This window comes from Alteromonas infernus (assembly GCF_902705815.1).
Map to the genome: position 1 here is coordinate 130329 of NZ_CACSIG010000031.1, position 25625 is coordinate 155953.

Genomic DNA, 25625 nt, shown 5'->3' on the forward strand with positions numbered 1-25625 from the left:
TCGTTGCTTTATGAGCAACGTCGGAGGTCAACATGCATCCAGCATTGTGGATAAGTAAAACCGGGCTAGACGCCGCACAGACCGATGTGGCAGTGGTGTCTAACAACCTAGCAAATGCGTCAACCGTAGGCTTTAAAAAAGACCGCGCGGTGTTTGAAGATTTGCTTTATCAGAATATCAATCAGCCAGGCGGCCGCTCTTCAGCTGATACCGAACTTCCTTCTGGGCTTATGCTTGGTTCAGGTTCAAAAGTGGTGGCTACTCAAAAAGCCCACACGCAAGGTAACTTACTAACCACTGAAAACGCGTTGGATATGTCAATTCAAGGCCGTGGTTATTTTGAAATACTGCAGCCTGACGGCACTATCGCTTATTCACGTAATGGTCAGTTTTCACTTAACGACCAAGGGCAAATTGTTACCTCAGGAGCTGGCTTTTTACTACAGCCTGAAGTGGCCGTGCCTGAAGATGCGCAGCAAATCACTATCTCTCAAGATGGTGAAATTAGCGTAAGTATTCGAGGACAAGCAGAGCCTCAGGTGTTAGGGCAATTAAATATTTCTGATTTTGTGAACCCGACGGGTCTTCAGCCTACGGGACAGAACCTTTTCGTAGAGACAGCGTCAAGCGGTGCGCCTATTCAGGGTATACCTGGACTTCAAGGGTTAGGTTATATCTCTCAAGGTACGCTAGAAACATCGAACGTAAACGTAACTGAAGAATTGGTTAATCTTATTGAAAGCCAACGCTTGTATGAGATGAACTCAAAAGTTATCTCATCGGTTGACCAAATGCTTGGTCAGGTTATTCAGCAACTTTAATGGGTAGCATCATGCGTATTCTAGGTTTATCTGCTGCACTACTTATACTTGGCGGCTGCGCCAGTACCAGCGAACCACCGGTTCAGGCCAACGACCCGTCGTTTGCCCCTGTGGTGCCAGATTACCCGCGTGAAACGGTAGTGGAAGATGGTTCTCTATTTCGTTCACGGTTGGCTAATAACCTATATTCTGACGTAACTGCCAGACGAGTAGGGGATATCATTACCGTTACCCTGAGCGAGAATACCCAGGCGAGTAAGTCAGCTGACACTAGTACAGCAAAAGATTCGAACGTTAATCTTAACCCTATTACTGGGCTCGCCGGGCAAGCAATAAATATTGGTGGGGAGTCAGTTCAACTTGGAATAAGTTCATCTCGAGATTTCTCTGGTGATGCAACGGCCAATCAAAGCAACAGCTTAAATGGTGCTATTTCTGTAACCGTTGTAGATGTGCTTCCGAATAATAATCTGGTTATCCGCGGTGAAAAGTGGCTTACCCTAAACCAAGGTGATGAATACATTCGTCTCACCGGCATTATTCGCCCTGCCGACATTAGCCCGGAAAATGAAATTGTTTCCACAAAAGTGGCCAACGCACGCATCCAATATTCGGGGACGGGCAGTTTCGCTCGCGCCCAGGAAAAAGGCTGGTTGACCAAATTCTTTGATTCAGCTTGGTGGCCTCTTTAGGTTTAAGGTAGGAGAATGAACATGCGTTTATTTACTGTAGTACTAGCCGTTTTCTCATTGCTTTTATCTTCTCAAGCAGCGGCGCAGCGCATCAAAGATTTAGCGAGTATACAGGGCGTGCGAAGCAACCAATTAGTTGGTTATGGATTAGTAGTCGGCTTACCCGGGACAGGGGAGCAGAGCCCTTTCACCGAGCAGAGTTTTAGAACCATGTTGCGTAATTTTGGTATCAGCCTAGACGCTAATACCAAGCCAAAAATTAAAAACGTAGCTGCGGTAGCAGTGCATGCGGAATTACCCGCATTCGCTAAACCAGGCCAAACTATTGATATTACTGTGTCGTCAGTAGGTGAAGCATCGAGCCTTCAAGGTGGAACTTTACTTCAGACATTTCTTCGCGGTGTTGATGGCAAAGTGTATGCGGTTGCGCAAGGTAGTTTAGTTGTTAGCGGTTTCGGCGCGCAAGGCGGCGACGGTTCACGTATTGTTGTCAATACACCAACAGTAGGGCGTATCCCAAACGGAGCAATGGTAGAACAGTCGGTACCTAGTGGTTTTGCCAACGGTGACACGTTAACACTTAACCTTCATTACCCAGATTTTTCTACCGCAAAAGCGCTGGCGGACACAATCAATGAACGCTTAGGCGCACAACCAGAAAATGGCTACATTATTGCTAAGCCCATTGATGCGGCATCGGTTCGCGTCACAGCCCCACGTGATGTAGGCCAGCGCGTAGGTTTCTTAGCAACCCTTGAAAACTTCGAATTTACACCAGCAGACGCACCAGCACGCGTAGTGATAAACAGCCGCACGGGCACTATCGTCATCGGGAGCGACGTACGGTTACTGCCAGCGGCCATTACTCATGGTGGTTTAACGGTAACCATCTCTGAAAATCAGCAGGTGTCTCAACCTAACGCATTTGCCGACGGTCAAACCGCCGTCACTACACAATCTATTGTGGATGTGGATTTAGCGGATAGCCGCATGTTTAAGTTCGAACCAGGCGTTACGCTTGACCAGCTTGTTCGCGCCGTTAACGAAGTGGGCGCCGCACCGGGCGATTTAATGGCTATTTTAGAAGCATTACGTCAAGCAGGGGCTTTACGTGGTGAGCTCGTTATCATCTAACAGCGTTAAGCGAAGCATGGCGAAATAAATACGATGGAATCACTCAGCACAAAAAGCCAGCTTGATATGGCGCGCAATGTTCACGACATGGGCAGCATTAATAAAATGCGCGAAGCCATTGCATCAGGCGATGAGACTGTATTGCAAGAAGCTGCCCAGCAGTTTGAGGCAATATTTGTGCAAATGATGTTGAAGTCTATGCGTAAAGCACAAGATGCGCTAGCTGATGAAAATAGCCCCTTTAATTCACAGCAAGTGAAGTTTTATCGCGATATGCACGACCAACAACTTGCTACAGACTTAACCTCGGGAGGGGGCTTGGGCCTTGCTGATGTCATTGTAAAACAGCTGGGGCAAACGGAAGACAGCTATACACCCGCTAGTGTAATTAGAAGCGATGGCGACATCTCTTCCTTAAACAGAAACCGCATACAAAGTGTTGCTCAAGCACAAGATGTAGCGCTTTCTTCTAGCTCGATAAAGAGTCAGTCAGCGCAAAAAGATGCCATGTTTGAAAGCCCTGAACAATTCGTTGAAAGCCTAATGCCAATTGCAGAAAAAGTTGCAGAAAAGTACGGCATGGATCCGAAAGCCATTATTTCACAAGCTGCGGTGGAAACGGGTTGGGGAAAGTTTGTTATCCATAAAGCTGATGGAAGTAGTTCACACAATTTATTTGGTATAAAGGCCAACAAAGGGTGGGGTGGTGAGCAAGCCATCGTAGATACCCTTGAGTTTAATAACGGTTTACCACAAAAGCGAAAAGCGGCGTTTAGATCTTACTCTTCGGTAGAAGAGGCTATGGAAGACTACGGGCGCTTTATTACCTCGCAGCCACGCTATAGCCGTGCTGTGGAAAATGCTTCTGATGCTGCGCGTTACACAAATGCACTTCAAGAAGCAGGCTATGCTACCGACCCTGAATACGCGAGCAAGATTATGGCAGTGTATAACAGTGACCGTCTTAGCGCATTGATGCCATAGTTTAGGGCCATAGATTAGGGCCATAGGTGAGGAGAATACAGTGAGTTCTGTTGATTTATATTCTTTAGCGACAAGCGGCGTAAACGCAAGCAGTAAGCTATTGCAAACAACGAGTAACAACATTGCCAACGTAAATACCCCTGGCTATGTTCGTGAGCGCACTGAGCTTCAAAACAGCCAAGTATTTGGTGTAGAAATTGGCAATACCGAGCGCATCATTAATGTATTTGCGCAAAACCAGCTTAGAAGAGATATTACTTCGGTCGGTGAGCTTGAGGCGTTTTCCAGTAAAACCACGGCCATTGATAATCTTCTAGCAAGCGAAGCTAACTCTATTTCACAAGGATTGAGCGAATATTTTTCTGCGTTACAAACTGCCGCTGACGATCCTACGAATCTCGCATCTCGCGAACAGGTACTTAGTAAATCTGAATCACTTTACAACCGTATGAGAACGCTGTCTGACTATATGTTAGAAAAAGAAGAGGAACTCAATTTGGAGTTCACTTCAATGGTTAACAGAGCGAATACTCTAATAGGCAACATTGGTGATTTAAACCGCAATATTGTGATTGCCAACGGCAACAATACGAGCGACCAACCCAGTGCGTTGCTAAACGAGCGAGATCAGGCCATCGACGAACTTGCCTCTATCATGGCGATTACGGTTAAAGAGAGCACTACGCAAAATGGTGCTGTAACCATTAATCTTACGTCAGGTGAGTCACTCGTTCTCGAAAACGGTGCATTCAATCTTTTTGAGTTAAGCTCTAGTGCCGATTTAACGACAAAAGAAATAAAGTTAGAAACTGACTTTGGTTCACAAACAAAGAGCAATGCATCGTTACGAATTTTGGAAAGTGACCTTGGCGGCGCATTGGGTGGATTGTTCGAATATCGCAACGAAGTGCTTGGGCCGACAATGCGTGACGTCGGTCAACTGTCGGTTGCGTTCGCTGATGCGATGAATACTCAAAATAAATTGGGTATGGATTTGGACGGTCAAATTGGCGGTAATATTTTTGATATTCCTTCGTTCAGAGGCTTAGCCTATGAAGACACGAATGGTGACTACGTAGTTACAGCACAGATAACTGAAGGAAAAGGCGCTGAGTTAACCGACGCTGATTACAAAATTGAAGTGACGGCGGTTGCTGCTGGTGTACCCAGCGAAATAGAAATCACATTTTTAAATCCTGATGGTACACCGAAAAAAGACGGTTCTGGCAATGATATTATTTTTTCAAACTTTGCCGTATCACCGGGCTTTAATGAACTACCCGGTGGCATTGAAATCGACTTTTCGGGCGGCGACCCGTATGCAGTTGGTAATGAATTTTTGATCCAGCCCACTAAAGACGTTGCGTCAAACATAAGTTTAGATACAAATCGCCCTGAAGATTTAGCCTTCGCCAATCCGGTAAGAGCCGGGGCCGATAGCACAAACTTAGGTAGCGCTAACGTTATAGACGTAACCGTTTCAAATACGGAAGTGGGAACGTCCGCTTTTGACGGCGCGGGTGGCATTCTAAATTCAGCGCCAGCTCAAATTAGTTTTACTGCAGCCGATACCTATGAAGTGTTAGACGGTAGCGGGACGGTTTTAGCTACTGTTACTGGTACAACAGATTTAACGAACCTTATTGGTCAAGCGGGAATAAGCCCTGATCCAGGGTTTGATCTAAGCTTAGATGGTGTACCGAAAGCCGGTGATAGCTTTTCAATTAGCTATAATACAGATGGTTTCAACGATAACAGCAACGCGCTTAATTTAGCTACTATTCAAAATGAAAACAAAGTACAGGTAAGTAGCGAGGCCACGAACAAGCCACGCACGTTCCAAGATGCGTATGCGTCAATGGTTGGGCGCATTGGTGAAGATGCATCAATGGCCAGTGTTTCTCTTGCATCAGCTGAAGCGATGAAAGTACAGTCGCAAAACTGGTTTGAGTCTGTTTCAGGTGTAAGCTTGGATGAAGAAGCAGCTAACTTGATAAAATACCAGCAGAGCTATGCTGCTGCAGCACGTATTTTATCTACGGCTCAAGAATTGTTTAATACCATTTTGCAGTCGGCAAGGTAGGTTAATTATGCGTATAACAACGAATCAAATTTATGATCAAAACATGCGCTCGATTATGCAAAATCAGGGTGATTTGGCGAAAACCCAAGAACAGCTAGCTTCAGGTAAGCGCATAATCACACCCAGCGATGACCCTGTTGGTGCTGCAAAGGTACTACGCTTGACCGAAGAAATTGATGAGCTTACTCAGTTTCAACGCAATAATGATTTGGTAACCGGTTCGCTTGAGCAGCAAGAGGCTGTGCTGACAAATATTACTGACTCTATTAATCGTGCGAGAACGCTTATCGTTCAGTCTGGGAATGGAATTTTAGATGATCCTGACAAGCGCGCAATTGGCGCTGAACTAGAGCAAATCAAACTTGAAGTGTTTGATCTTATGAACACTCAAGATGCAGACGGCAATTATTTGTATGCAGGCTTTCAGTCTGGAAACCAGGCGTTTGAATACAATCCAGCAGCGGGTGGGAATGCCATAACATTTGCAGGTGACCCAGGTGTGAGCTTTGTTCAGCTATCTAATAGTTCAAAGGTTCAATCAACCAGTAACGGATATGAAGTTTTTGAAAACGTGCTATCTCGATTTAAATTTTCTGTTGATGGCACTACTGGCGCTACGATAAATACAGCTGCGGTTAAGCAGCAAGGAACATTTGATACCTTTTTTGACAAAAATTACGACCCGGTTAATGCGGCGAATAACGATTACCGAATAAACTTTCTTGCTACCGGGCAAGCGGAGCTTGTCAATCAAGGCACTGGAGCAGTTGTCGATTCTGTTTCTTATACCTCAGGTCAGCCTCTTACTATTAAAGGTATGGAGTTTGATGCTACAGCAGCGCCTGGTGATAGCATCGATTTATCATTTGATGCTCCTGAGAAAAAAAGTATGGCGCAGTCAATCCACGAAATCCAAACCATTCTAATGGATTCCACTATTGATAATTCAGCGCTTCAAGAGTCGATAGCTGATGCATTAGTAGGATTAGATAACGGGCTTGAGAAGCTTTCTTTGGAGCGGGCTTCTATTGGTAGTCGATTGAACATCGCAGAAAGTACCTATGAAAGTAACTTAGATATGGAAATCGCAGCGAAAGCGCAGCGTTCGTCCATTCAGGATGTCGACTATGCTGAAGCATCTACTGAGTTTGCAAAACAGGAAACGGCATTGAGTGCTGCATTAGCTACTTTTCCTAAAGTAGCTAACTTATCGCTATTCGACTTTGTTTAGCGGTCATAATTTATCAAGTCATTAACGCCTGTCAGGTACGCCATGTATACTCTCGCTTCATTGTCGATATGGCTTGAGTAGTAGGAAATATAAAGGTTGTCGCCTTCGATTACCAAGCCTGGGTAGCTAGTGTCTCCACCGCTTGGCAGCGTTTGTAGTTCAGAAAGTGTTTTGGTCTTGCTATCAAATAGCCAAACCTTGGTAGTAAATTGATGTGAACCCCAATCTATATGTCGTCCTGCGACGATATATCGTTTTTCATTTAGAGCCACAGCGGCGGGACCACCAATATAGATACTCAAATCATGCCAGTTCCATTTGGTATAAGGCGGTTTTGATGTACCAAATTGTGCACTGAAAGTATCGGCATCTCGTCTTAAAAATACCGAGGCATTTCCGTCATCATCAAACAAGATTGTGCTTTCATTGGGGTAACCTTTACCTTGTTTGTCCAAACAAAAAGCCTCTTCCTTGTGAACATGCATTGAACGCGTTGGATCACCTTTATAGAGCGAAACTGAGTTCGCTCGTCGATTGTACGCAAAGCCATAAGCTTCTGAGTTATAGAAAGTACTGTTCCACAGCCACCAACCGCTTCTACCGTGACTATTCCCTGCAGACCAAGAATGGCCGGTGGTTGAGAAATAAGTCACCATTTTCGTGACCACTTTTCTATTATCAAGGAAGGATTTTGCATAGGTGGTAAGCATGAGACGAGAGCCATCGTATGAGAACTTCGGATCTCGTAGGTCTGCATTATTCTCTCTAATAATTATTCTGTTGCGAACTTGAAACGAAGCTTTATCAAGAGTTAATACAATAACGACTCCGTCAGTACTGACATGGTCGGTAGCTTGTCGGTAACAGCACATCAAGGTTTTACGACTTTTGTCGAACGGATTTTCAATTAAATCAGTGAAAGCGCAATGGGCTGCAGGCTTGGATATGCGCTTTATGTTGAACAGCATCAAACTATTTTTCACGCGAAATCTCCATTAAAAATCCACCAGTTATGTCGTGTCTTACTGTCACTCTACGGCAATATCTTACCGCCTATCGGCAAAAATCGTAATTTTTTCTAAAGGGATTCTAAATGATGTCGATACAGTTTCTGAGAGAGCCAGTTCATCAATTACCCCTCAGGTCTTGATGACTACTAAAACAAAAATTTCGGTTAGTCCGATTGCCAGCCGTCGCTGGATTAAAATGTAGGAGAGACAACATGTCTTTATTTGTCAATACCAACGTATCGTCACTGAATGCCCAGCGTCAGCTATTTGATGTAGGTAATTCACTAAGTACTTCATTTGAGAGACTTTCTTCTGGTTTCAGAATTAACAGCGCGTCTGATGATGCAGCAGGACTTCAGATATCAGACAGGCTAACTTCACAGATCCAAGGGTTGGACCAAGCTGTCAGAAACGCCAATGACGGCATTTCATTAGCACAAACCGCAGAAGGTGCACTTCAAGAAACGACAAACGCTCTACAAAGGATTCGTACACTTGCAGTTCAAGCGCAAAACGGTATCAATACTACTGCTGACCGAGTGGCGTTGAATGAAGAAGTTACCGCTCTTAAAGAAGAGATGTCACGTATTGGTACAGATACAGAATTCGGTGGATTAACAATACTAAGCGGTAGTTTTAGTGCGAAGTTCTTGGTCGGGGCCAATGAAGATCAGACTATTGATGTGTCGATTGCAAATACTGGTGGTTTTGGTGCTGCTGGTTTGTCAGTAGGGGGAACTGTTTTAAGTGCTGGTGCAGCATCACAACTAATGGCACAAGTGGATGCTGCAATATCTACTATAGGTGCGTCCCGCGCTGAGCTCGGTGCTATCCAAAACCGATTCCAATCTACAATACGAAACTTGGGTAATATCTCTGAAAACGTGTCTTCTGCTAGAGCTCAAATTAGAGATACCGACTTTGCCGCTGAAACTGCTAACCTGACGCGTAATCAAATAATTCAGCAGGCAAGTACTACTGTGTTATCACAGGCTAATCAGCGTCCACAGGCTGCATTACAGCTCTTAGGATAATCGTAATTAACGTGAAGTCAGGAGGTAGTGTTCTTGTTCATGTGCGTTTAAAGCTGGTCTTTTAAAGGCCAGCTTTTTCTATACCCCAGTCACTTAATTGTTATAAAGCCCACCTACACAAATATTTGTGTCTTTAATCCATAGCCCTAACACTATGAATTATAGCTGTTTTTTTATTTATTTTCTTTTTTATCTAAAAATTTGAAAAAACATCTAAAGTAAAAATCGCTCTTTGACGATAACTAATACAAAGGGGAGATAAACAATATTTTTATCCCCTACGCTTCTAAAGTTGATGTTTAAAAGCGTTAATAGCACAGTTTTCATTCAAGTTTCTGAATTTAAAAATTAATGAATACAGTGCTTTAAATAAACAAAAAGTTTTTAGAAAAATACTAAAGTAATTTCAAGTAAAGGTCGATAAAAGGTTGAGTTTGCTGATAGATGGGGGGGAGCTGCTGAACGGCGAGAATAGAGCCAGGAGGTAGTGAGAGGTTTGAGGTTCTGGAACACCAAACCCACCGACCAGCAAAGAGAAGTAACTTCTCTAATTAAGCAAATTCCATTGGTAGTGTGCCAACAGAACGTCGGACAATCCGACTTCTAAATTGAAGCAGATACCATACCAAAATTAAAAAGCACGATAAGAAAAATAACAGTGCTAATATTTAACCTAGTTAGGAGAGAGAAATGAGTTTATTTGTAAACACCAACGTATCTTCACTAAATGCACAGCGTCAGTTATTTACAACTGGTAACAACTTAAGTACTGCGTTTGAAAGGTTATCTTCTGGATTTAGGATCAACAGTGCTGCAGATGATGCCGCAGGTCTTCAAATTTCGGATAGATTGACATCTCAAGTGCAGGGCCTAGAACAGGCCCAAAGAAATGCAAATGATGGTATCTCTTTAGCACAGACCGCAGAAGGCGCACTACAAGAGAGTACCAATGCTCTACAACGGATTCGCACTCTAGCTATCCAAGCTCAGAATGGTATTAATAGTACGGCAGACAGAGTAGCCTTAAATCAGGAGGTTACAGCACTTAAAGAAGAGCTCTCGCGTATCGGTACAGACACTGAGTTTGGTGGATTAACAGTTCTAAGTGGCAGCTTTACAGCGAAATTTCTAGTGGGTGCTAATGAAAATCAAACAATAGAAGTATCTATTGCTAACACTAACGGATTTGGAGCAGCTGGCCTCTCGGTTGGTGGAGACGTTCTTAGTGCCGGAGCAGCCTCTGCTCTGATGACCCAGGTTGACGCTGCAATATCAACCATTGGCTCTACAAGAGCTGAGTTAGGTGCTGTTCAAAATAGGTTTCAGTCAACGATTAGAAACCTTGCCAACATTGCGGAAAATGTTTCCGCCGCTAGGTCTCGAATTCGCGATACTGATTTTGCTGCTGAGACTGCCGAGTTAACTCGAAATCAGATCTTACAACAAGCTACAACGACGGTGCTTTCTCAGGCGAATCAGCGTCCCCAAGCTGCACTGTCACTTCTGGGTGGCTAAGCTTATTAAAATTTAATAAATATAGAAAGGCGGCCGTTATGGCCGCCAATAAACGAAGACGCCAAGCGGTTTCGATCAAGAAGTTACGGTTGAGAGGCCAGTTCATTCTAATCTAAGTACGCTAGGCGACAAGACGAGTATTTGCTCGAACTCCTAACTAGAGCAATTTGGCCGAGGCATTACGTCTCGGTTTTTTTATTTTCCAACCGATATACCTGGGGCATTTTGCGCTAGAGCAAAAATGGTCTCGATTACTTCCATGCTATAAGTGTGCCAAGGATTGCTCAAGCTTCATCTTTTTCGTAAAAACAAAATAATTAAGCACGAATGTTTTCAAAGATGTAGTAGGTCTTTTTTATCATTTAACTTTCATATTAATAACTAATTTATTTGTAGTTTACGTTGTTATTGCATTAACTGAAGTTTTTTATTCATGAAATCAGAATGTTATGTTTAATGAGAAAAAATTTTAAAAAAAAGCTAAAGATGTAAAGCTTAGTGTCGATAACCTAGCTGAGGGGAATTTTAATTTTTATGAGGAGTTGTGAGGGAGTAGTGACCTGAGCAGCTTAGAGTCTAAGAGACGCTTTCGTTAATAACGATATCGGCTCCCAGGAGGTAATTTATGTCTTTATTTGTTAATACCAATGCATCATCATTAAACGCTCAGCGTCAGCTTTTTGACGTGAGTAATTCGTTAAGTACTTCGTTTGAACGGCTTTCATCAGGTTTCCGCATTAACAGTGCGTCCGATGATGCTGCGGGCTTACAAATTTCGAATCGATTAACGTCGCAAATTCAGGGCCTTGACCAAGCTAGTCGTAACGCAAACGATGGTATCTCAGTTGCACAAACCGCTGAAGGGGCATTACAAGAAACTACTAACGCTTTGCAACGTATCCGCTCTTTAGCAGTCCAAGCGCAGAATGGCATCAATAATACCGCAGACAGAGTAGCGTTGAATGAGGAAGTGACTGCTCTTAAGGAAGAAATGTCGCGAATAGGTTCTGATACTGAATTCGGTGGTTTAACCATCCTGAGCGGAAGTTTTAGTGCGAAGTTTTTAGTCGGGGCTAATGAAGACCAGACAATCGATATTTCTATTGCCAACACGGGGGGATTTGGCGCAGCCGGTTTGTCAGTAGGCGGAACGGTGCTCAGTGCAGGAGCAGCTTCGCAACTAATGGCACAAGTAGATGCGGCTATATCTACCATTGGATCCACTCGAGCTGAATTAGGTGCAACTCAAAATAGATTCCAAGCAACTATACGAAATCTAGGCAGCATTTCTGAAAACGTTTCTGCAGCTCGTGCTCAAATTCGTGATACAGATTTCGCAGCAGAGACTGCAAATTTAACGAGAAACCAGATTATACAGCAAGCGTCGCTTTCTGTTTTGAGTCAGGCTAATCAGAGACCTCAAGCAGCCCTTTCTTTACTTGGATAATTATTCTATATTCCAATATAGAATATAAGCCTATCGGGAGCGAACTTAAAAGTACGCTTCCGATCGTTTATTTTAGGAGGTGAAATGTGGACATCCCAAATATTCAACTTGCCCAAGGAATAGCGTCAACTTCAACTCTCGTCCAACCGGAAAAATTTCAAAATGCAGAGCGTGATGAAATAGCTGTCACAAATGCAAAACCTGCTCTCGCTGAAAGAGGGGAAGTGGTTTCATCTGGAAACAAAAGTTTAGCTGTCGGTTTCGACAATTTAACTCAAGTAATTCAAAGACAGTCCGATAAAAGAAATGATCAGTCAACTGATGAGCCATTAAAAGAAGCGATTTCAGTGATGGAATCTTTCTTGCTGGTGCAGAATAGAAACTTAACTTTTTCAGTTGATGAAAACACTGACAGGTCAGTTGTAACTGTGTTGGATGCTAATTCTGGTGATGTAATCAGGCAAATACCGTCGGAAGATGTATTAGCATTAGCCGAGCGCATTCAGGATTTGCAACAGGATATAGGTAGTAGTGTCGGTGTTTTTATAGATAATCAAGTTTAATTTGGGGTGAGTTATGTCAATAAGTTCTCTTGGGGTTGGTTCAGGTCTAGCGCTTGACGATTTGGTGCGGCAACTTATATCTGCAGAGAGACAACCTAAAGAGGCTCGTCTTAATGCAAGAGAAAAAGCTGTTGATGCTGAGATATCTGCCTTAGGTACAATAAAGTCGAAGGTGTCAGATTTTCAAGACGCTGTCGATACTCTTAGAGATGGTAGCAATCTAAACAGTCGAGAAACGACAGTCATTAACCCCTCAGAAGATGACGATGTATTGACCGCAGACGCTTCAAATTCTGCGCTGCGTGGTTCCTACGATATAACAGTCCAGCAACTTGCTTCTGGAAGCAGAATTACGACCGACCCAGGTGCTTTTTCATCTAGCACAGACCCGTTGTTATCCTCAGGTACTGGCTCCCTAACGTTTAGTGTCGGCTCGGACAACACTTTTACAGTTGAAGTCGACGACTCTACTACACTCGCTGATTTAAGAGAGTTAATCAACGACTCAGCTGAAAACTTCGGAGTAACTGCAAATATTATAGAAACTGGTACAAATGATGGCCCTCGACTAGTGATTTCGTCAGACAAAGTTGGTCAGGGGAATGATTTGGTTATAACGAATGACAATGGAAATACTGATTTAGATAGATTGTCGACAACAGGTGGTACAACAAGTATTGATACCACAAACATTCAAAGCGCTCGGAATGCTATTGCTATTGTCGACGGAATTGAAGTGCAGAGTTCAAGCAATGAGTTTACCAACACAATTCAAAACGTATCGTTTACGGTCAATGAAGTATCTCCAAAAGATAGTAGTGGTGAACAATTAGCCACACGATTGACAGTTGGGTTTGATAAGGAAGGTGTTGAAGAAGACATCAAGAACTTTATAGAAAGCTACAATTCTTTGGTAGATGAGATTGAAAAACTCTCTAGCTATGGTGCGACAGATGAGGATAATGACGGTCCTCTAGCGGGTGACTCCTTGTTGCGGGGTTTGCAGCTGGGAGTTTCAACCATTGTAGGTGAAGAAGTTCAAAATTCTGCTGTTAGTAGCTTATTTGAGCTAGGTATTGAACTAAATGAAGATGGGAGACTTGAAATTGGCTCAAAAGACTTTGGTTTAGGGACGGGTCAGTCAAGATTGGACGACGCGCTTGAAAACAATTTTGACGATATATCGACACTTTTTAATAACGAATCGAGTGGTATCGCTGTTAGGCTATACGATTTAGTTGAACAGTACTCCTCTTCAAGCGGCTTGATCAGTTTAAGAGAGCGCAGTGCGCGCGATGAGAAAGATAGCGTTGACGATGCAAAAGAGGCACTCGAATTACGAATGGCAAGCTTTGAAGAAACTGTTCGAGCCAAATACGTAAATTTAGATAGAACGATAGCTCAGCTCAATCAAACTGGTTCAGCCTTGTTCGCTGCGCTACTATAAAAGAGGTCCGTATATAATGTCATTGCGTGGAATTAAAGCCTATCAAAAAACGAGTGTAAAACAAGATGTATCGACAGCTGACCCACATAAACTAACTTTGTTATTGATACAAGGAGCTATGGATAGAATCGCCTATGCTAAGGGAGCTATTGATCGCAAAGACTTTGTTGATAAGGCTAAGTTTGTAACAAAAGCTACGTCAATCCTAATTTATCTAAGGGACACGTTGGATATGAAAGTTGGTGGAGAGGTGGCCGAAAACTTATTCGCACTTTACAATTATATTGTTGATATTATAAATGAAGGTCATTTCAACAACGATACAGCCAAACTGGATGAGGCTTATGGTTTATTGAGCCCAATTAGAGATGCATGGGTGTCTATTCCAGAATCAGCCAAGTCAGAGGCCTATGAAAAAAAGAGTGTGACAGTTTCAAATGAATGATAAGAGTATAACATCTCTTACTCATTCTCTGACGCCTACATTTTTGCGTTTGATTAACGACAAGATAAATGCAGAACTCCAGTCCCAAGATAGCAACACAGAATCTCTCTATTTTCTTATGGTTTTGAGGCATAAATTAATTATAAGAGAAATTAATAGACTAAGCGGTAAGCAGAGAAAACCTTTTGTTACTTTAGAGATGGAGAAAAACAAGCGTTTGGAATTGGATATATCTAAGTTGCACCAAGAAGCAAAAAGTCAGGTAATAAAGCTTAAGAGAGCCGACAACGCTATAAAGAGATACAAAAAATAATGCGTAAAGCCATTCAGTTATTTATTGAAAATGAACAGGTGCAGTTAGAAACGGAAGAAGCGATACTTCCTTTCATATCGAGGAGTTATACAAGAAGCCTAAAGTGTTTTCAGCGCTCAGTACCAAGTGTGTATCGCCTATTAAAAACAGAATCACTTTTACACAACTCCATCTTCGCTAACAAAGATGGTGAACTTGATATTGTAGAGACGAACTCAGGAAATGTCTTTTACGGTAAGGATGTGAATAGCACAGTTTTTCGGCATGTTCAACAATACTTAAATTCACCGCAGAAGCTTACTCTAAAAACTACAGAAGATAATTCAAAGATTTCAGATGACAAGGCACTAGTGGTATTTGGTATCGGGTTAGGTTTACACCTTTTTGAATTGATACGTTCGACAGAAGTAAAGCATGTTGTAATTTATGAGCCTAATGTTGATTTTTTGGTTTGTTCACTTTACGCAGGCGTTTGGCCGAAGATTTTCGATTTGGCTCAAAAAAAGAAGGTGTCACTTTATTTTCAAGTTCCTAATAACGGAAAGTCACTATTTAGTGATTTATGTGAGCTACACGGAACTTTTGGTATATCTTCTCTATTTATTTACTTTCATTATTACTGCCATGATTTTGACGATATAAGAGACGAGCTTCGCTCAAATAATTGGGAAATACGCCAAGATTTGAGAGAGTCACTCAATAAAAGAAGCTTTGAAAATTATATTATTAAATGGCCCCCAGTCATCACAGGTAAAAATTGGAGTTCTAAAAACTTAAATTACGGATTATTTAAAAAAAACTTTAGAAGCATTTGAAAGTTACTTCCCTGAAATAGCAAATGAGTTTTCCAACTATAAAGCTAAAAATTGGGAGCCAATGGCTAATTCTTCAGGAGAAGTTAACCTCATAAACATTAGATATAAAACTTTCCTACTTAATGATGATGTTAAGGAAGAGTGTGAAAACTTATACACGATGTTTAAGGAGAACCCCAGTAGAGACGAATTAGTTTTGAATTATAGCGGCGGCAAGCTATACCCTCATTTTCATTATCGAACAGCTGTAAGAGTACAAAATATAACAAATAGCTATGCTACAGAAAGTTCTAATTTAACTAGCCATATTAAATCACTGCTTATTTTTGGACTCGGGGCAGGATATCAACTAGAAAGCCTGATAAATAATCATGATATTGATAAGTTATTCATATATGAGCCAAATCGCGATTTTTTTTACGCTTCTTTGTTCTCTATAGACTGGGGTGCAATCTTAAAAACAGTCGATGTGAGCGAGGGGAGTTTATATCTAAATATTGGTGATGACGGTTCAAATTTAGTAAAAGATCTCCTTACTCAATTTGATAGAGTAGGCAAGCACACACTTGCAAATATGTTTTTGTTCAAAAGCTATGACAACGATATTTTAGAACCTGTCCTTAATAATTTGCGTGAAGAAATCAGACTTGTTGTTGGCTTAAGTGATAATTTTGACAATTCGAGATATATAATTTCTCATACAAAATGGGCTGTAGAAAATAATGTTAAATACTTATTAAAGAATAGCAAAAAATCACAATACCTAAATGATGTACCAGTTTTTGTCGTTGGAAATGGCCCTTCTTTGGATAACCTCCTGCCTGTACTGAAGGAAGAACACTCAAAAGCAATAGTAATCAGTTGTGGTACGGCTTTACAAGTTTTGCATAAAAATAATATCGTGCCTGACTACCATGTTGACTTGGAAATTAATAGATCGCCTTATGATTGGCTGGTAAGAATTGATGATAAAGAATATTTGAAGAAGATTAATCTTATCAGCGGTAATGGCGTTCATCCTGACGTGATTTCCATGTACAAAAACGCTTTTCTTTCTTTAAGATCAGGAGAGCCCGCTACACTTATAGTTGAATCTATTTTCAAAGAGCTCAGTTTTGTATCTTTAAAGTACTCTTACCCAACAGTTAGTAATTTTGCAATAGATTTTGCTGTAGAAATTGGCTTTAAACAAATATATTTATTTGGAGTTGATCTTGGGTTTATTGATATTAAACATCACCACTCGGTGCAATCTGGCTATTATTTAGAAGATGGGAAAGAGTTTGTTGATTACTCGAAAGCTTATAACACTTCGCTTGTGGTAGAAGGTAACCTGAGACCATTTGTAAACACTAAGTATGAATTTAAAATGTCGAGGTCTATTATCGAGTTAGCTCTTGAAAAAGCGAGTCGTGATGTAGATGTGTACAATCTAAATGACGGTGCAAAGATTAAGTTTGCTCGTCCGCTACAGCCAGAGAATATATTGATACAATCTGACAGCGAAAAAAAGAGCCAAGTTAAAGAATGGCTGGAGGAGAGTGCCCATCAAAAACTTGCTAGAAACGTATTTAGTGAACATTTTGAAAATCAAATTAAAAATAGTGATTTACTTTTGGGAATTAACCTTCTTAAAAAGCAGGCAAGTAAAACAATCAAGTCGATATCTCAGGCTGAATCACTGATTGCCGACAATAGAAAATTGATAATAGACTTTTTTAGGGACAACAAACCCGTAGTCATTTATTATCTTCACGGTTCAGTAAATTATATTAACACTGTACTTAGCAAAGCCCTAAATATATCTGATGAAAACGAATGTTTGAAACTTCTTAATGAAATACGAGATGAGTGGAACATTTTCTTAAGCGATATAAGTGAGAGCATGAAGGAAAATCCATATGAGTTAGATTTTATTACATGGAGCCCTCTAGAACGTATCCAAATCTGTTGTAAAGAACACTTTGTAGAACAACGTGTGAGAGTGAGTTGTGAAAGCGCTTGCGATTCATTTAAGCGTGCGACAAAAATTTTGACCATAGACGATATAGACTACTATAATGCCGAAAAAGTGTTGCGTATTGAAATTTACGATAAAGATAAAACGTATAATAAAAAAAATAATGAATCTTTGGTTTTTATCGTCGAGAGTAAAGAAGAGCTAAACTTCCTTCTGTCTGAAAAAACGTCTAATTTACTCATCTATCTGCCAACTTATTTTTATGGTGATAAGTGCGAATTTGATCTCTTCGTCAACAAAGAAACCTATGCATTTTTCATAGCTATAATTGCTGCTCAATGTAAGGGTGAGGCAAAAGTCATCTTGCCCAAGCTTGTTAAAAATCTTTCGCTTTCTGAATCATCAAGCCATTTAACTGAGCTAGACTTTTTGTCTCAATTTAATATTTATGAATCTCATTACTACAATGTGTTTTCTAGTAAGTGTTTTTCTAATGGCGAAATGATTACTGAACTCGATGAAAGGTTTAGGTTTTTGCCGTGCTTGAGAGAAGAAAATTTAACGCTTGCATTGTAAACGTCTTTTCAAATCGATAAGCACTAATTTAATGCCAATAAATAACGGCAAATTTTATTTAAGGAGCTTGACTTGAACTTTAAAACAACACAAGAAAATTTTTGGGCAGGTCAGTTTGGCGACGAGTATATAAAGAGGAATGATTCAGAAAGTCTGCAATTTTCGAAAGTAGCTTTATGGTCTCAAATGTTGCGTTCAGCAAATAGTGTTAATTCAGCGTTAGAGTTGGGATGTAATATAGGTCTTAACTTAGTTGCATTGAGTAAACTTAGCCCAAAAATGAAGTTAATTGGTTATGAAATAAACTCCAAGGCGGTACAACGGGCTAGGGAATACCAAGTTGCGTCAATACATGAAGGATCAATTTTAGATAAGATAAACACTGAGATGTGTGACCTTACGTTCACCGCCGGTGTATTAATTCACATAAACCCGAAGTATTTAGATAATGTTTATGAAAATCTCGTAACAAACTCAGGCCGTTATGTGTTAGTTGCTGAATATTATAGTCCTGACCCTACTGTAATTACCTATCGGGGAGAACAGGACAAGCTATTTAAGCGAGACTTTGCAGGCGACCTTATTGATCGTTACGGTATGAAACTTGTCGACTATGGTTTTCTGTATAAACGTGACAACTGGGCGCCACAAGACGACATAACGTGGTTTCTTTTAGAAAAGTAATACACTCTTCTGTGTAGTAGAGAAAATCTTAGTTTTGGCTACTCGGATGTAATACAAACTTAGCAGTTTTTTGATTTTTAGATCTTTGAATATGCAGAGAGGTCCAGCGTGAAAAATGCGATGTCATTTTGTGTCCTCAGATATAAAAACTCCGACGCCAGTGAACAGTCGCTTACTAGCTTCGTTTTCAACTTTTATACGCGCTTTTATCAACGTAGAACTTTGAAACTCTTTTTTAAATCTCTCTAACGCTGCCGTTAGGCATCTTTTAGCAAACCCCTTTCCTCTGCAACGTGGATTAAGGTTGATCGATACTTCTGCATAGTGGTAATGCACATCAAAACGAACAAATCCAACAGGGGCTGAATTTTTCAAGTAACACAAAATAAGCAGTTTTCTCTCATCATTAAGGGCATGTTGGAGCCAGTTAATATGCTCATTCCAGGTGACCGGCATCGAGTTTAATGACATGGCAATTGTGTGCGGATCGTTGCGCCACTTAAAGAGGTACTCTGCATCTTCGCGTGTTACTAAACGTGTTAACATGTGTATCTTCCATCCCAATAATGCACTATCGGATAATGTTCCATGAAAGAGGGCTGCCTCTCTTTACTGATCTACACACCTGCTTCCCAAGAATATGTTTTAGGTGTTTTACTGGCAGGCCAAGACCTGGGCGAATTGCTCGAACGTTCTCTCGGGTGAGTATATCCCCTTCCGCGACATCTTTTACAATGTAGAGGCTGCGCCTAAGTTTACGCGAGTTTATTTCTGATTCTGTGCATCCGTATGAAATTTTGCCAATAGCCACGCGTGCACGCTTTGTTTCGTTGACTAAAAGAGCAAATTCATCCGCTTCTAGGGAAAATGCTGCGTCTACACCGCCAGCATTTCTGTCTATTACAAAATGCTTCTCGATAACGGTTGCACCGAGAGCGGTTGCAGCAACTGCGGTACCAATACCTGTGGTATGGTCTGATATTCCTACCTGGCAGTTAAACAATTGCTGCAGGTGCGGGAGTGTTGCTAAGTTTGCGTTTACTGGGTCTGCAGGGTACTGGCTGGTGCATTTAAGAAGAACATACTCCTGACAATTGTTCTGCTCAAGTATCTCTACAGCCTCGGCTATCTCAGCAAGGCTTGCCATGCCGGTAGATAATATTACCGGTTTACCGGTTTTAGCGACCTTAGCAATTAATTCATGATCAGTGTTTTCAAATGATGCAATTTTGTAGCATGGAACGTCGAGCGTTTCTAAAAAGTCAACTGAGGTTGCATCGAACGGCGTGCTAAATGCAACCATACCTCTTTCTTTCGCCCTTTCAAATATCGCTTTATGCCATTCCCAAGGAGTATGTGCTTTTTCGTACAACTCATAGAGCGAGCGGCCCTGCCAAAGGCTTTGTTTGTCATCGATAAAAAACTCACCACTCTTAATGTCGATAGTCATAGTGTCGGCGGTATAGGTTTGTAGTTTAAGAGCACGAACGCCGGCGTCGGCGGCAGCGTCTACCATTTCTAAAGCCAGTGTTAAACTTTGATTATGGTTACCTGATAACTCAGCAATAATAAACGGAGGCTCATCTTTACCTATGCTAAATGGTCCAATCTTTATGGTGTTCACTTTCTTTCTCTCATGCTTGCTGTAAAGGTAAAGGCTTTAGTAATGATAAAACGTGTTTGGTCACGCAAGGAGTTCCGCAGTGTCGAGGAACTATACTACCAGCGCATTCAGACATAGCCTGTAATGTACTCGGCGATTGTAGTAAAAATACAAGAGCTCTTGCAAGGTCCGTTACAGAAACTTGATCCCAAAATCCGAGGTATCTACATACGTTTTCTTTTGATAAGCATCGCGTCGTTTCAACTTGGTTTTCTGCCACGCATACAACGAGAGCAGGGAGCATTGAGATGCAGCGTTCCCAGTGCATTGAACCACCCGCACCAACCATCAGCGACGCTTTTTGCATAAGCTTCGCTATTTGGTCGCTATCTATATGTAAGCGTATGTTGTGCTCAGTAATCTGTGTTATTTGATTAACTTTTTCTATCACGACTCTTTTCGTTTGATGGCCGCTTCCAATTACGATATCGACCTGTAATTGAACATCTTTAATCGAAGCGATAGAGTCAAGTGTTAAAGATGTCATGTTAGCGGGGTCACTGCCGCCGAAACAAACTAGCACTCGTACTGGATCACGCTTGATAAAATCAACGGTTGGTTGTTCATAAAACTCCTGTCGCAATAATGCGTACTCTGGGCCGAGCAGCATTTTACATTTAGGTGGAACTAAAGTTTCGTATCGATTAACTCTATCGGAAAAGTTGACATCCAGCAGTAAATCACAATAGTGAGGGCGGTTTGCTAAGTCATCGATAACCATCACTTTCGCGCCAGTTAACGAAAGTTTTTGTTCGAATGTTTCATCTAGTTGATAATGATCAACTATCCATAAGTCAGCGTCCACATGCTCAACATTGCTATCAATTTGTTTCACAACTTCATGGTTGAGGTTACACGGACCATAACGCTCTTGTAATAGGGTCGATTCTTGAGAGTTTACAAAAGTGATACTATGGAGAATGTCGGACGCGTCTAACATATTTTGAATGCCCTTAGCTAATGTGAGGCATCGCATAACATGACCCGTGCCTATTTCTGAGTTTGCGTCCACTCTAAAAGCAATTTTTAAGATTAGCGCTCTCCCATTTCTTTCAGTATTCTGAACATCACTTCTGCACGCTTCCAGTCCTCGAATGTATCAATATCTTGAACTAGATAGGAAGGAAGCTTTAACATTCGTGAGTATTCAGAAAATATTGGTTTGGACGTGTCTAACCACGTCGATGCTTGCGCAGCATAAAGTTGCCCCGCATCATGGTATGCATGTGGTAAATCCTGAGAGCGCTTGTTGATATCTATAGCACTATAGGGCCGAATATTACCGCTTTCGTCCTCTAATAAGGCTCTTTGTATTGGAAAGGAAAACCGATGGGCAGTAAATACGTAATCGGCTTTTGTTTGTTGCAGTAACTCAACCGATTGATCTATTAGCTGCGCTGTGACAAAAGGCGCGGTAGCATAAAGGCATAAACAGTATTTAACGTTATTTTTGAGGGCTATGTAATCACTTAGCGCAGAGCGGATAACTGGAGTGGTACCTGTCATATCATCAGCGAGGGATTTATCTCGCATAAAGGGAATTTCGGCTCCATATTCAATAGCAACGTTTGCGATTTCATGATCATCAGTAGAGACGATAACTTTATCTATTAACTTGCTGTTTATTGCAGCTTCAATTGAGTAAGCAATAATTGGTTTTCCGCAAAAGCGAGTAATATTTTTCCTTGGAATGCGTTTGCTTCCGCCTCTAGCGGGAATTATAGCGATATTCATTTTTTTGGATATTCACTTTCAAAAGACATCTCAGACATTCACACACTTGGGTATCAAAGTTATAATGCCAAAATTATTCGTCGAGTTCGTCAAGCAATGTGGATAGTTTGTCGACAATAAACTCAATTTGTGAAGATGCTAAATCTGGAAAAATGGGTAAGGTGATTGCCTGTTGGTAATATTGCTCTGTGTTAGGAAAGTCTCCAGCGTTAAATCCTAATGCCTGATAATATGGCTGAGTATGAATGGGAATGTAGTGCAAGTGTGCAAAGATTCCTGCGTTTCTAAGACGCTCAATAAGTGTCTTTTTTTGTCCCTGACTCATATCGAATATACGAACGACATAAAGATGATAGCTAGAGTAGCTTTGGTCACTGACCATTAGTGGACAAATTCGCGGGTAAGACTTGATTAGCTCATCGTACTTTTTAGCGAGAGCATTCCGCTTCTCTATAAATACTGAGAGCTTTTTGACTTGGCTAACCCCTAACGCTCCTTCAATATCGTTCATCCTGTAATTATAACCAAGACTAACTTGTTGATAATACCAAGGACCATGAGAAGGTTCCGTCATTAACTCTTTAGCATTAGTGACACCATGGCTCCTGCCCATCCGCATTGATTCTGCTAGTGCTGGATCATTCGTCATTGCCATTCCACCTTCCATAGTGGTTATTATCTTTACTGGATGAAAACTAAAAACGCAAATGTCGGAGTATTGACAATTTCCTACAAAACTACTTTTATACTTTGCCCCCACGGCATGAGATGCATCTTCAATGACTCGAAACCCATAATGCGATGCGAGAGTCGCTATACTCTCCATATCACACGATTGCCCTGCAAAATGCACGGGAATTAAGACTTTTGGTAACGTGTTTGTTTCTTTTGCCTTTCTCAACTTGTTTTCTAGCGCGGTGATACTCATGTTGCCGGTTTCAATATCAATGTCTACAAAATCAACGATAGCATTGCAGTAAAGAGCGCAGTTTGACGAGGCTACAAAGGAGTTTGGGGATGTCCAAACTCGATCCCCTTCTCCCACCGATAGTGCTAGGCAAGCCAAATGTAACGCTGACGTAGCGCTATTCACCGCGACAGCATATCTCGCTCCGCAGTATTTAGACATCGCATCTTCGAACAGAGGAACTTTGGGGCCTTGGGTAAGCCAATCAGATATTAGTGTTTCAACAACCGCTTTGATATCTTCATCATCTATATGCTGTTTGCCGTAAGGAATCATCACTTATCTTCCTGATCAAACGTCAAAATTTCATCTACCGTAAGAAAATGAGAGTTTGTGTCTGACACGTATTCAAAGCCATCAACTACTGAATTTCCCTTTTCACCGAGAGCGTTAGTTTTGAAGTCGTTACTTCTATTGAAAAATTTAATAGCTGGCGCAATCACGAAGTGGTCATCATACTCAAAAGTATGAAAAGCCATGTCGCCAGGGCACATCATTTCGTGAAGCTTTTCACCTGGTCGAATGCCCACAATTTTTATTGGCACGCCTGGTGCCATAGCTTCGGCCAAATCAGTAATTCTAATTGAAGGTATTTTAGGAACGAATATTTCTCCGCCAAGCATCCGCTCGAAATTCTTTAGAACAAAGTCTACGCCCTGTTGAAGGGTTATCCAAAAGCGGGTCATATCTGTATGCGTAACAGGAATATGGTCTGTACCCTCTGCAATGAGCTTTTTGAAAAAAGGAACAACCGAGCCACGGGAGCCTACTACATTTCCATATCTCACTACCGAAAATCGAGGTTTTCCTGAGCCCACCATATTATTTGCCGCTACAAATAGCTTGTCGGAGGCAAGTTTAGTAGCGCCGTATAGGTTTACAGGATTAGCCGCTTTGTCTGTCGACAAGGCAATGACTTTGCTTACCGAATTATCAATAGCTGCGTTAATAACATTCTCAGCACCATCAATATTAGTGCGGATACATTCAGTGGGATTATATTCAGCAGCAGGGACTTGTTTCATAGCGGCTGCATGAATAACGTAGTCAACACCCTGCATTGCTCTGGTAAGGCGGTCTTTGTCACGAACATCGCCTATGAAATAGCGCATGCATGGAGCGTTAAACTTCTGCTGCATTTCGAACTGTTTGAGTTCATCACGCGAATAAATGATTAAGCGCTTGGGGTTGTAGCGTGACAACAAGTTTTCGGTGTATTTATGACCGAATGAACCTGTACCACCTGTTATCAATATAGACTTACCGTCAAACATAGATCACCCACGATTTTTATGATTATCGTTTAAATATATCATGTGTCGGCAACAATGCCATAAACCATTAGGCCACAACGATTATTCATCAAAAATAATTACAAAATAGAGGTATTCAACTACCAGTATGTTTATTTGAAAAGTGCCAAAGGCTTAGGCTCAAAAGCGCCTCTCGTTTATAGTTTTACCTTAGAGAGTATGAACTTTTATACTTTGTGTTGATTAGAAGTTATACAGCGTTATGCTATATTTGGATGAAGTGTTAATGAGAGGGCGCAATTATGCAAATCAATAACAGCAGCTCAACATCGCTAATTGGTCAAATCCAAGAAAAGCAGGACAACTTGTTTGAGAAACTGGCTTCTGGAAAAAAGGTAAACAATGCCTTAGATGATGCGTCGGCCCAGCAAATTATCGACCGTTTAACGTCTGAAGTTGAAGGTAACCGCCAGTCATTGAACAACGTATATGACGGAATTTCAGTGGCGCAGGTTGCTGAAGGTGGATTAGGTAGCATCAATGACGACGTCAATCGCATTCGCGAACTTACGCTTCAGTCTGGAAATGGCGTATTGAGTAGTGGCGATCGCCGCGCTATCCAATCTGAAATAACACAACTGCAAGAAAATATCTCTCAAACTATCGAGCAAACCAACTTTGCAGGTAAACCATTGCTGTCAGAAAATGGTTCGCTAGATTTCCAGTCAGGCGCAAATGCAAATCAGTCAATCAGTATCAATACACAAGATATCGCATCCCAGTTGGGCGGCCTACTTTCTATTGATATTACGGCGGGTACAAGTGTGAATGAGGCGCTTGAAGCAGCAGATGCCGCAATTGAAACTATAGGGAGCGCCCGCGGTGACTTAGGCGCAACGCAAAACCGTTTTGAAAGCGCGGCACGTACTCTTACTCAAGCTAACGTTAATACCGCTGAAGCCAGAAGCCGTATTCAAGATTTGGATTTTGCACAAGCTGTCTCTCAGCAAGCATCTAACGATGTATTAGGTCAAGCCGCGCTCACCGTACAGGCGCAAGCCAATCAGCAAGAAGGGCAGGTTTTGTCTTTACTGAGCTAACCAATTTCTCGCTAATATTTGGCGATATTAATCGAAAGAAGCAGGGTAACCTGCTTTTTTTATTGGTACATTTCCCAAAACAGCGGTTGCGCTCCGATCTTTTGCCGTTACAATTTAGAAATACGCTAAACTGTAAATAATAACAAAGCGTTCT

Annotated in this window: 24 protein-coding genes; 17 read left to right on the forward strand and 7 right to left on the reverse strand. The window is 41.5% G+C overall.

Annotation, left to right across the window (positions count from 1 at the left end; genetic code table 11):
- Positions 1-32 precede the first annotated feature (32 nt).
- Genes flgG through flgL form a run of 6 tightly spaced genes read left to right on the forward strand, consistent with a single transcriptional unit; the run spans position 33 to position 6945 of the window.
- Positions 33-821 (forward strand): flagellar basal-body rod protein FlgG, encoded by a 789-nt coding sequence (flgG, locus tag ACX5J7_RS08015; protein WP_015066437.1) that lies wholly within the window; start codon positions 33-35, stop codon positions 819-821.
- An 11-nt stretch (positions 822-832) separates the two neighbouring features.
- Positions 833-1513, forward strand: a complete 681-nt coding sequence (gene flgH, locus ACX5J7_RS08020) for a flagellar basal body L-ring protein FlgH (protein ID WP_498706809.1) — start codon at positions 833-835, stop codon at positions 1511-1513.
- A gap of 21 nt (positions 1514-1534) precedes the next feature.
- Positions 1535-2647, forward strand: coding sequence for a flagellar basal body P-ring protein FlgI (locus ACX5J7_RS08025; RefSeq protein ID WP_020745514.1), 1113 nt, complete (start codon positions 1535-1537; stop codon positions 2645-2647).
- 33 nt (positions 2648-2680) lie between these two features.
- The gene (gene flgJ / locus ACX5J7_RS08030) at positions 2681-3631 is read left to right on the forward strand and encodes a flagellar assembly peptidoglycan hydrolase FlgJ (protein ID WP_498706736.1); all 951 of its coding nucleotides are present in this window, start codon (positions 2681-2683) and stop codon (positions 3629-3631) included.
- A gap of 40 nt (positions 3632-3671) precedes the next feature.
- The gene (gene flgK / locus ACX5J7_RS08035) at positions 3672-5714 is read left to right on the forward strand and encodes a flagellar hook-associated protein FlgK (RefSeq protein ID WP_498706737.1); all 2043 of its coding nucleotides are present in this window, start codon (positions 3672-3674) and stop codon (positions 5712-5714) included.
- Between the two features lie 7 nt (positions 5715-5721).
- Entirely contained in the window at positions 5722-6945 is a 1224-nt protein-coding gene (gene flgL, locus ACX5J7_RS08040) for a flagellar hook-associated protein FlgL (RefSeq protein ID WP_498706738.1), read from the forward strand.
- Here flgL and ACX5J7_RS08045 read toward each other — a convergent pair.
- On the reverse strand, positions 6942-7928 hold the full coding sequence (locus ACX5J7_RS08045; protein WP_278384475.1) for a hypothetical protein: 987 nt from the start codon (positions 7926-7928) through the stop codon (positions 6942-6944). The two genes, flgL and ACX5J7_RS08045, sit on opposite strands and share 4 nt — an antisense overlap.
- 239 nt (positions 7929-8167) lie before the next feature.
- On the opposite strand from ACX5J7_RS08045, the gene ACX5J7_RS08050 reads away from it, so the two are divergent.
- From ACX5J7_RS08050 to ACX5J7_RS08095, 10 genes are all read left to right on the forward strand, one after another.
- Positions 8168-8989, forward strand: coding sequence for a flagellin N-terminal helical domain-containing protein (locus ACX5J7_RS08050; RefSeq protein ID WP_278384474.1), 822 nt, complete (start codon positions 8168-8170; stop codon positions 8987-8989).
- A 690-nt stretch (positions 8990-9679) separates the two neighbouring features.
- Positions 9680-10504: a flagellin N-terminal helical domain-containing protein gene (locus ACX5J7_RS08055; protein ID WP_278384473.1), complete on the forward strand. Its 825-nt coding sequence runs from the start codon at positions 9680-9682 to the stop codon at positions 10502-10504.
- A gap of 625 nt (positions 10505-11129) precedes the next feature.
- Complete coding sequence (locus ACX5J7_RS08060) at positions 11130-11951, forward strand: flagellin N-terminal helical domain-containing protein (protein ID WP_278384471.1); 822 nt, start codon at positions 11130-11132, stop codon at positions 11949-11951.
- Positions 11952-12037: 86 nt separating this feature from the next.
- The gene (locus ACX5J7_RS08065) at positions 12038-12514 is read left to right on the forward strand and encodes a flagellar protein FlaG (protein ID WP_278384470.1); all 477 of its coding nucleotides are present in this window, start codon (positions 12038-12040) and stop codon (positions 12512-12514) included.
- A gap of 13 nt (positions 12515-12527) precedes the next feature.
- Entirely contained in the window at positions 12528-13961 is a 1434-nt protein-coding gene (fliD, locus tag ACX5J7_RS08070) for a flagellar filament capping protein FliD (RefSeq protein ID WP_278384469.1), read from the forward strand.
- A gap of 16 nt (positions 13962-13977) precedes the next feature.
- Positions 13978-14406, forward strand: coding sequence for a flagellar export chaperone FliS (fliS, locus tag ACX5J7_RS08075; RefSeq protein ID WP_278384467.1), 429 nt, complete (start codon positions 13978-13980; stop codon positions 14404-14406).
- Positions 14399-14719: a hypothetical protein gene (locus tag ACX5J7_RS08080; RefSeq protein ID WP_278384466.1), complete on the forward strand. Its 321-nt coding sequence runs from the start codon at positions 14399-14401 to the stop codon at positions 14717-14719. The genes fliS and ACX5J7_RS08080 overlap by 8 nt, the downstream gene beginning before the upstream one ends.
- Positions 14719-15534, forward strand: coding sequence for a hypothetical protein (locus ACX5J7_RS08085; protein WP_498706741.1), 816 nt, complete (start codon positions 14719-14721; stop codon positions 15532-15534). Before ACX5J7_RS08080 ends, ACX5J7_RS08085 begins: the two co-directional genes overlap by 1 nt.
- Before the next feature lie 16 nt (positions 15535-15550).
- Positions 15551-18070, forward strand: a complete 2520-nt coding sequence (locus ACX5J7_RS08090; RefSeq protein WP_498706811.1) for a motility associated factor glycosyltransferase family protein — start codon at positions 15551-15553, stop codon at positions 18068-18070.
- A gap of 72 nt (positions 18071-18142) precedes the next feature.
- Entirely contained in the window at positions 18143-18754 is a 612-nt protein-coding gene (locus ACX5J7_RS08095) for a pseudaminic acid biosynthesis-associated methylase (RefSeq protein ID WP_278384464.1), read from the forward strand.
- A gap of 123 nt (positions 18755-18877) precedes the next feature.
- Here ACX5J7_RS08095 and ACX5J7_RS08100 read toward each other — a convergent pair whose 3' ends face one another.
- The 6 genes from ACX5J7_RS08100 to pseB all read right to left on the reverse strand — a co-directional run bounded on the left by ACX5J7_RS08100 (position 18878) and on the right by pseB (position 24392).
- Positions 18878-19300 (reverse strand): GNAT family N-acetyltransferase, encoded by a 423-nt coding sequence (locus ACX5J7_RS08100; protein WP_498706743.1) that lies wholly within the window; start codon positions 19298-19300, stop codon positions 18878-18880.
- Positions 19301-19325: 25 nt separating this feature from the next.
- On the reverse strand, positions 19326-20378 hold the full coding sequence (gene pseI, locus ACX5J7_RS08105) for a pseudaminic acid synthase (RefSeq protein WP_278384461.1): 1053 nt from the start codon (positions 20376-20378) through the stop codon (positions 19326-19328).
- Positions 20379-20388: 10 nt separating this feature from the next.
- Positions 20389-21513, reverse strand: a complete 1125-nt coding sequence (gene pseG, locus ACX5J7_RS08110) for a UDP-2,4-diacetamido-2,4,6-trideoxy-beta-L-altropyranose hydrolase (protein WP_080653171.1) — start codon at positions 21511-21513, stop codon at positions 20389-20391.
- Positions 21450-22151, reverse strand: a complete 702-nt coding sequence (gene pseF / locus ACX5J7_RS08115; protein ID WP_278384460.1) for a pseudaminic acid cytidylyltransferase — start codon at positions 22149-22151, stop codon at positions 21450-21452. The genes pseG and pseF overlap by 64 nt, the downstream gene beginning before the upstream one ends.
- Positions 22152-22224: 73 nt before the next feature.
- Entirely contained in the window at positions 22225-23394 is a 1170-nt protein-coding gene (pseC, locus tag ACX5J7_RS08120; protein ID WP_020743058.1) for a UDP-4-amino-4,6-dideoxy-N-acetyl-beta-L-altrosamine transaminase, read from the reverse strand.
- Positions 23394-24392, reverse strand: a complete 999-nt coding sequence (gene pseB / locus ACX5J7_RS08125; protein ID WP_474375887.1) for a UDP-N-acetylglucosamine 4,6-dehydratase (inverting) — start codon at positions 24390-24392, stop codon at positions 23394-23396. The genes pseC and pseB overlap by 1 nt, the downstream gene beginning before the upstream one ends.
- Positions 24393-24673: 281 nt before the next feature.
- Here pseB and ACX5J7_RS08130 point away from each other — a divergent pair, with 281 nt between their 5' ends.
- Positions 24674-25471 (forward strand): flagellin N-terminal helical domain-containing protein, encoded by a 798-nt coding sequence (locus tag ACX5J7_RS08130; protein ID WP_278384458.1) that lies wholly within the window; start codon positions 24674-24676, stop codon positions 25469-25471.
- Positions 25472-25625 lie beyond the last annotated feature (154 nt).

Bases quoted from the DNA above. Each gene is read 5' to 3' on its own strand.
- fliS (WP_278384467.1), top strand. From the start codon at position 13,978: ATGTCATTGCGTGGAATTAAAGCCTATCAAAAAACGAGTGTAAAACAA.
- flgH (WP_498706809.1), top strand. From the start codon at position 833: ATGCGTATTCTAGGTTTATCTGCTGCACTACTTATACTTGGCGGCTGC.
- flgL (WP_498706738.1), top strand. From the start codon at position 5,722: ATGCGTATAACAACGAATCAAATTTATGATCAAAACATGCGCTCGATT.
- flgJ (WP_498706736.1), top strand. From the start codon at position 2,681: ATGGAATCACTCAGCACAAAAAGCCAGCTTGATATGGCGCGCAATGTT.
- ACX5J7_RS08050 (WP_278384474.1), top strand. From the start codon at position 8,168: ATGTCTTTATTTGTCAATACCAACGTATCGTCACTGAATGCCCAGCGT.
- ACX5J7_RS08085 (WP_498706741.1), top strand. From the start codon at position 14,719: ATGCGTAAAGCCATTCAGTTATTTATTGAAAATGAACAGGTGCAGTTA.
- ACX5J7_RS08025 (WP_020745514.1), top strand. From the start codon at position 1,535: ATGCGTTTATTTACTGTAGTACTAGCCGTTTTCTCATTGCTTTTATCT.
- pseF (WP_278384460.1), bottom strand. From the start codon at position 22,151: ATGAATATCGCTATAATTCCCGCTAGAGGCGGAAGCAAACGCATTCCA.
- ACX5J7_RS08100 (WP_498706743.1), bottom strand. From the start codon at position 19,300: ATGTTAACACGTTTAGTAACACGCGAAGATGCAGAGTACCTCTTTAAG.
- flgG (WP_015066437.1), top strand. From the start codon at position 33: ATGCATCCAGCATTGTGGATAAGTAAAACCGGGCTAGACGCCGCACAG.
- pseC (WP_020743058.1), bottom strand. From the start codon at position 23,394: ATGATTCCTTACGGCAAACAGCATATAGATGATGAAGATATCAAAGCG.
- pseB (WP_474375887.1), bottom strand. From the start codon at position 24,392: ATGTTTGACGGTAAGTCTATATTGATAACAGGTGGTACAGGTTCATTC.
- ACX5J7_RS08080 (WP_278384466.1), top strand. From the start codon at position 14,399: ATGAATGATAAGAGTATAACATCTCTTACTCATTCTCTGACGCCTACA.
- fliD (WP_278384469.1), top strand. From the start codon at position 12,528: ATGTCAATAAGTTCTCTTGGGGTTGGTTCAGGTCTAGCGCTTGACGAT.
- ACX5J7_RS08060 (WP_278384471.1), top strand. From the start codon at position 11,130: ATGTCTTTATTTGTTAATACCAATGCATCATCATTAAACGCTCAGCGT.
- ACX5J7_RS08130 (WP_278384458.1), top strand. From the start codon at position 24,674: ATGCAAATCAATAACAGCAGCTCAACATCGCTAATTGGTCAAATCCAA.
- ACX5J7_RS08055 (WP_278384473.1), top strand. From the start codon at position 9,680: ATGAGTTTATTTGTAAACACCAACGTATCTTCACTAAATGCACAGCGT.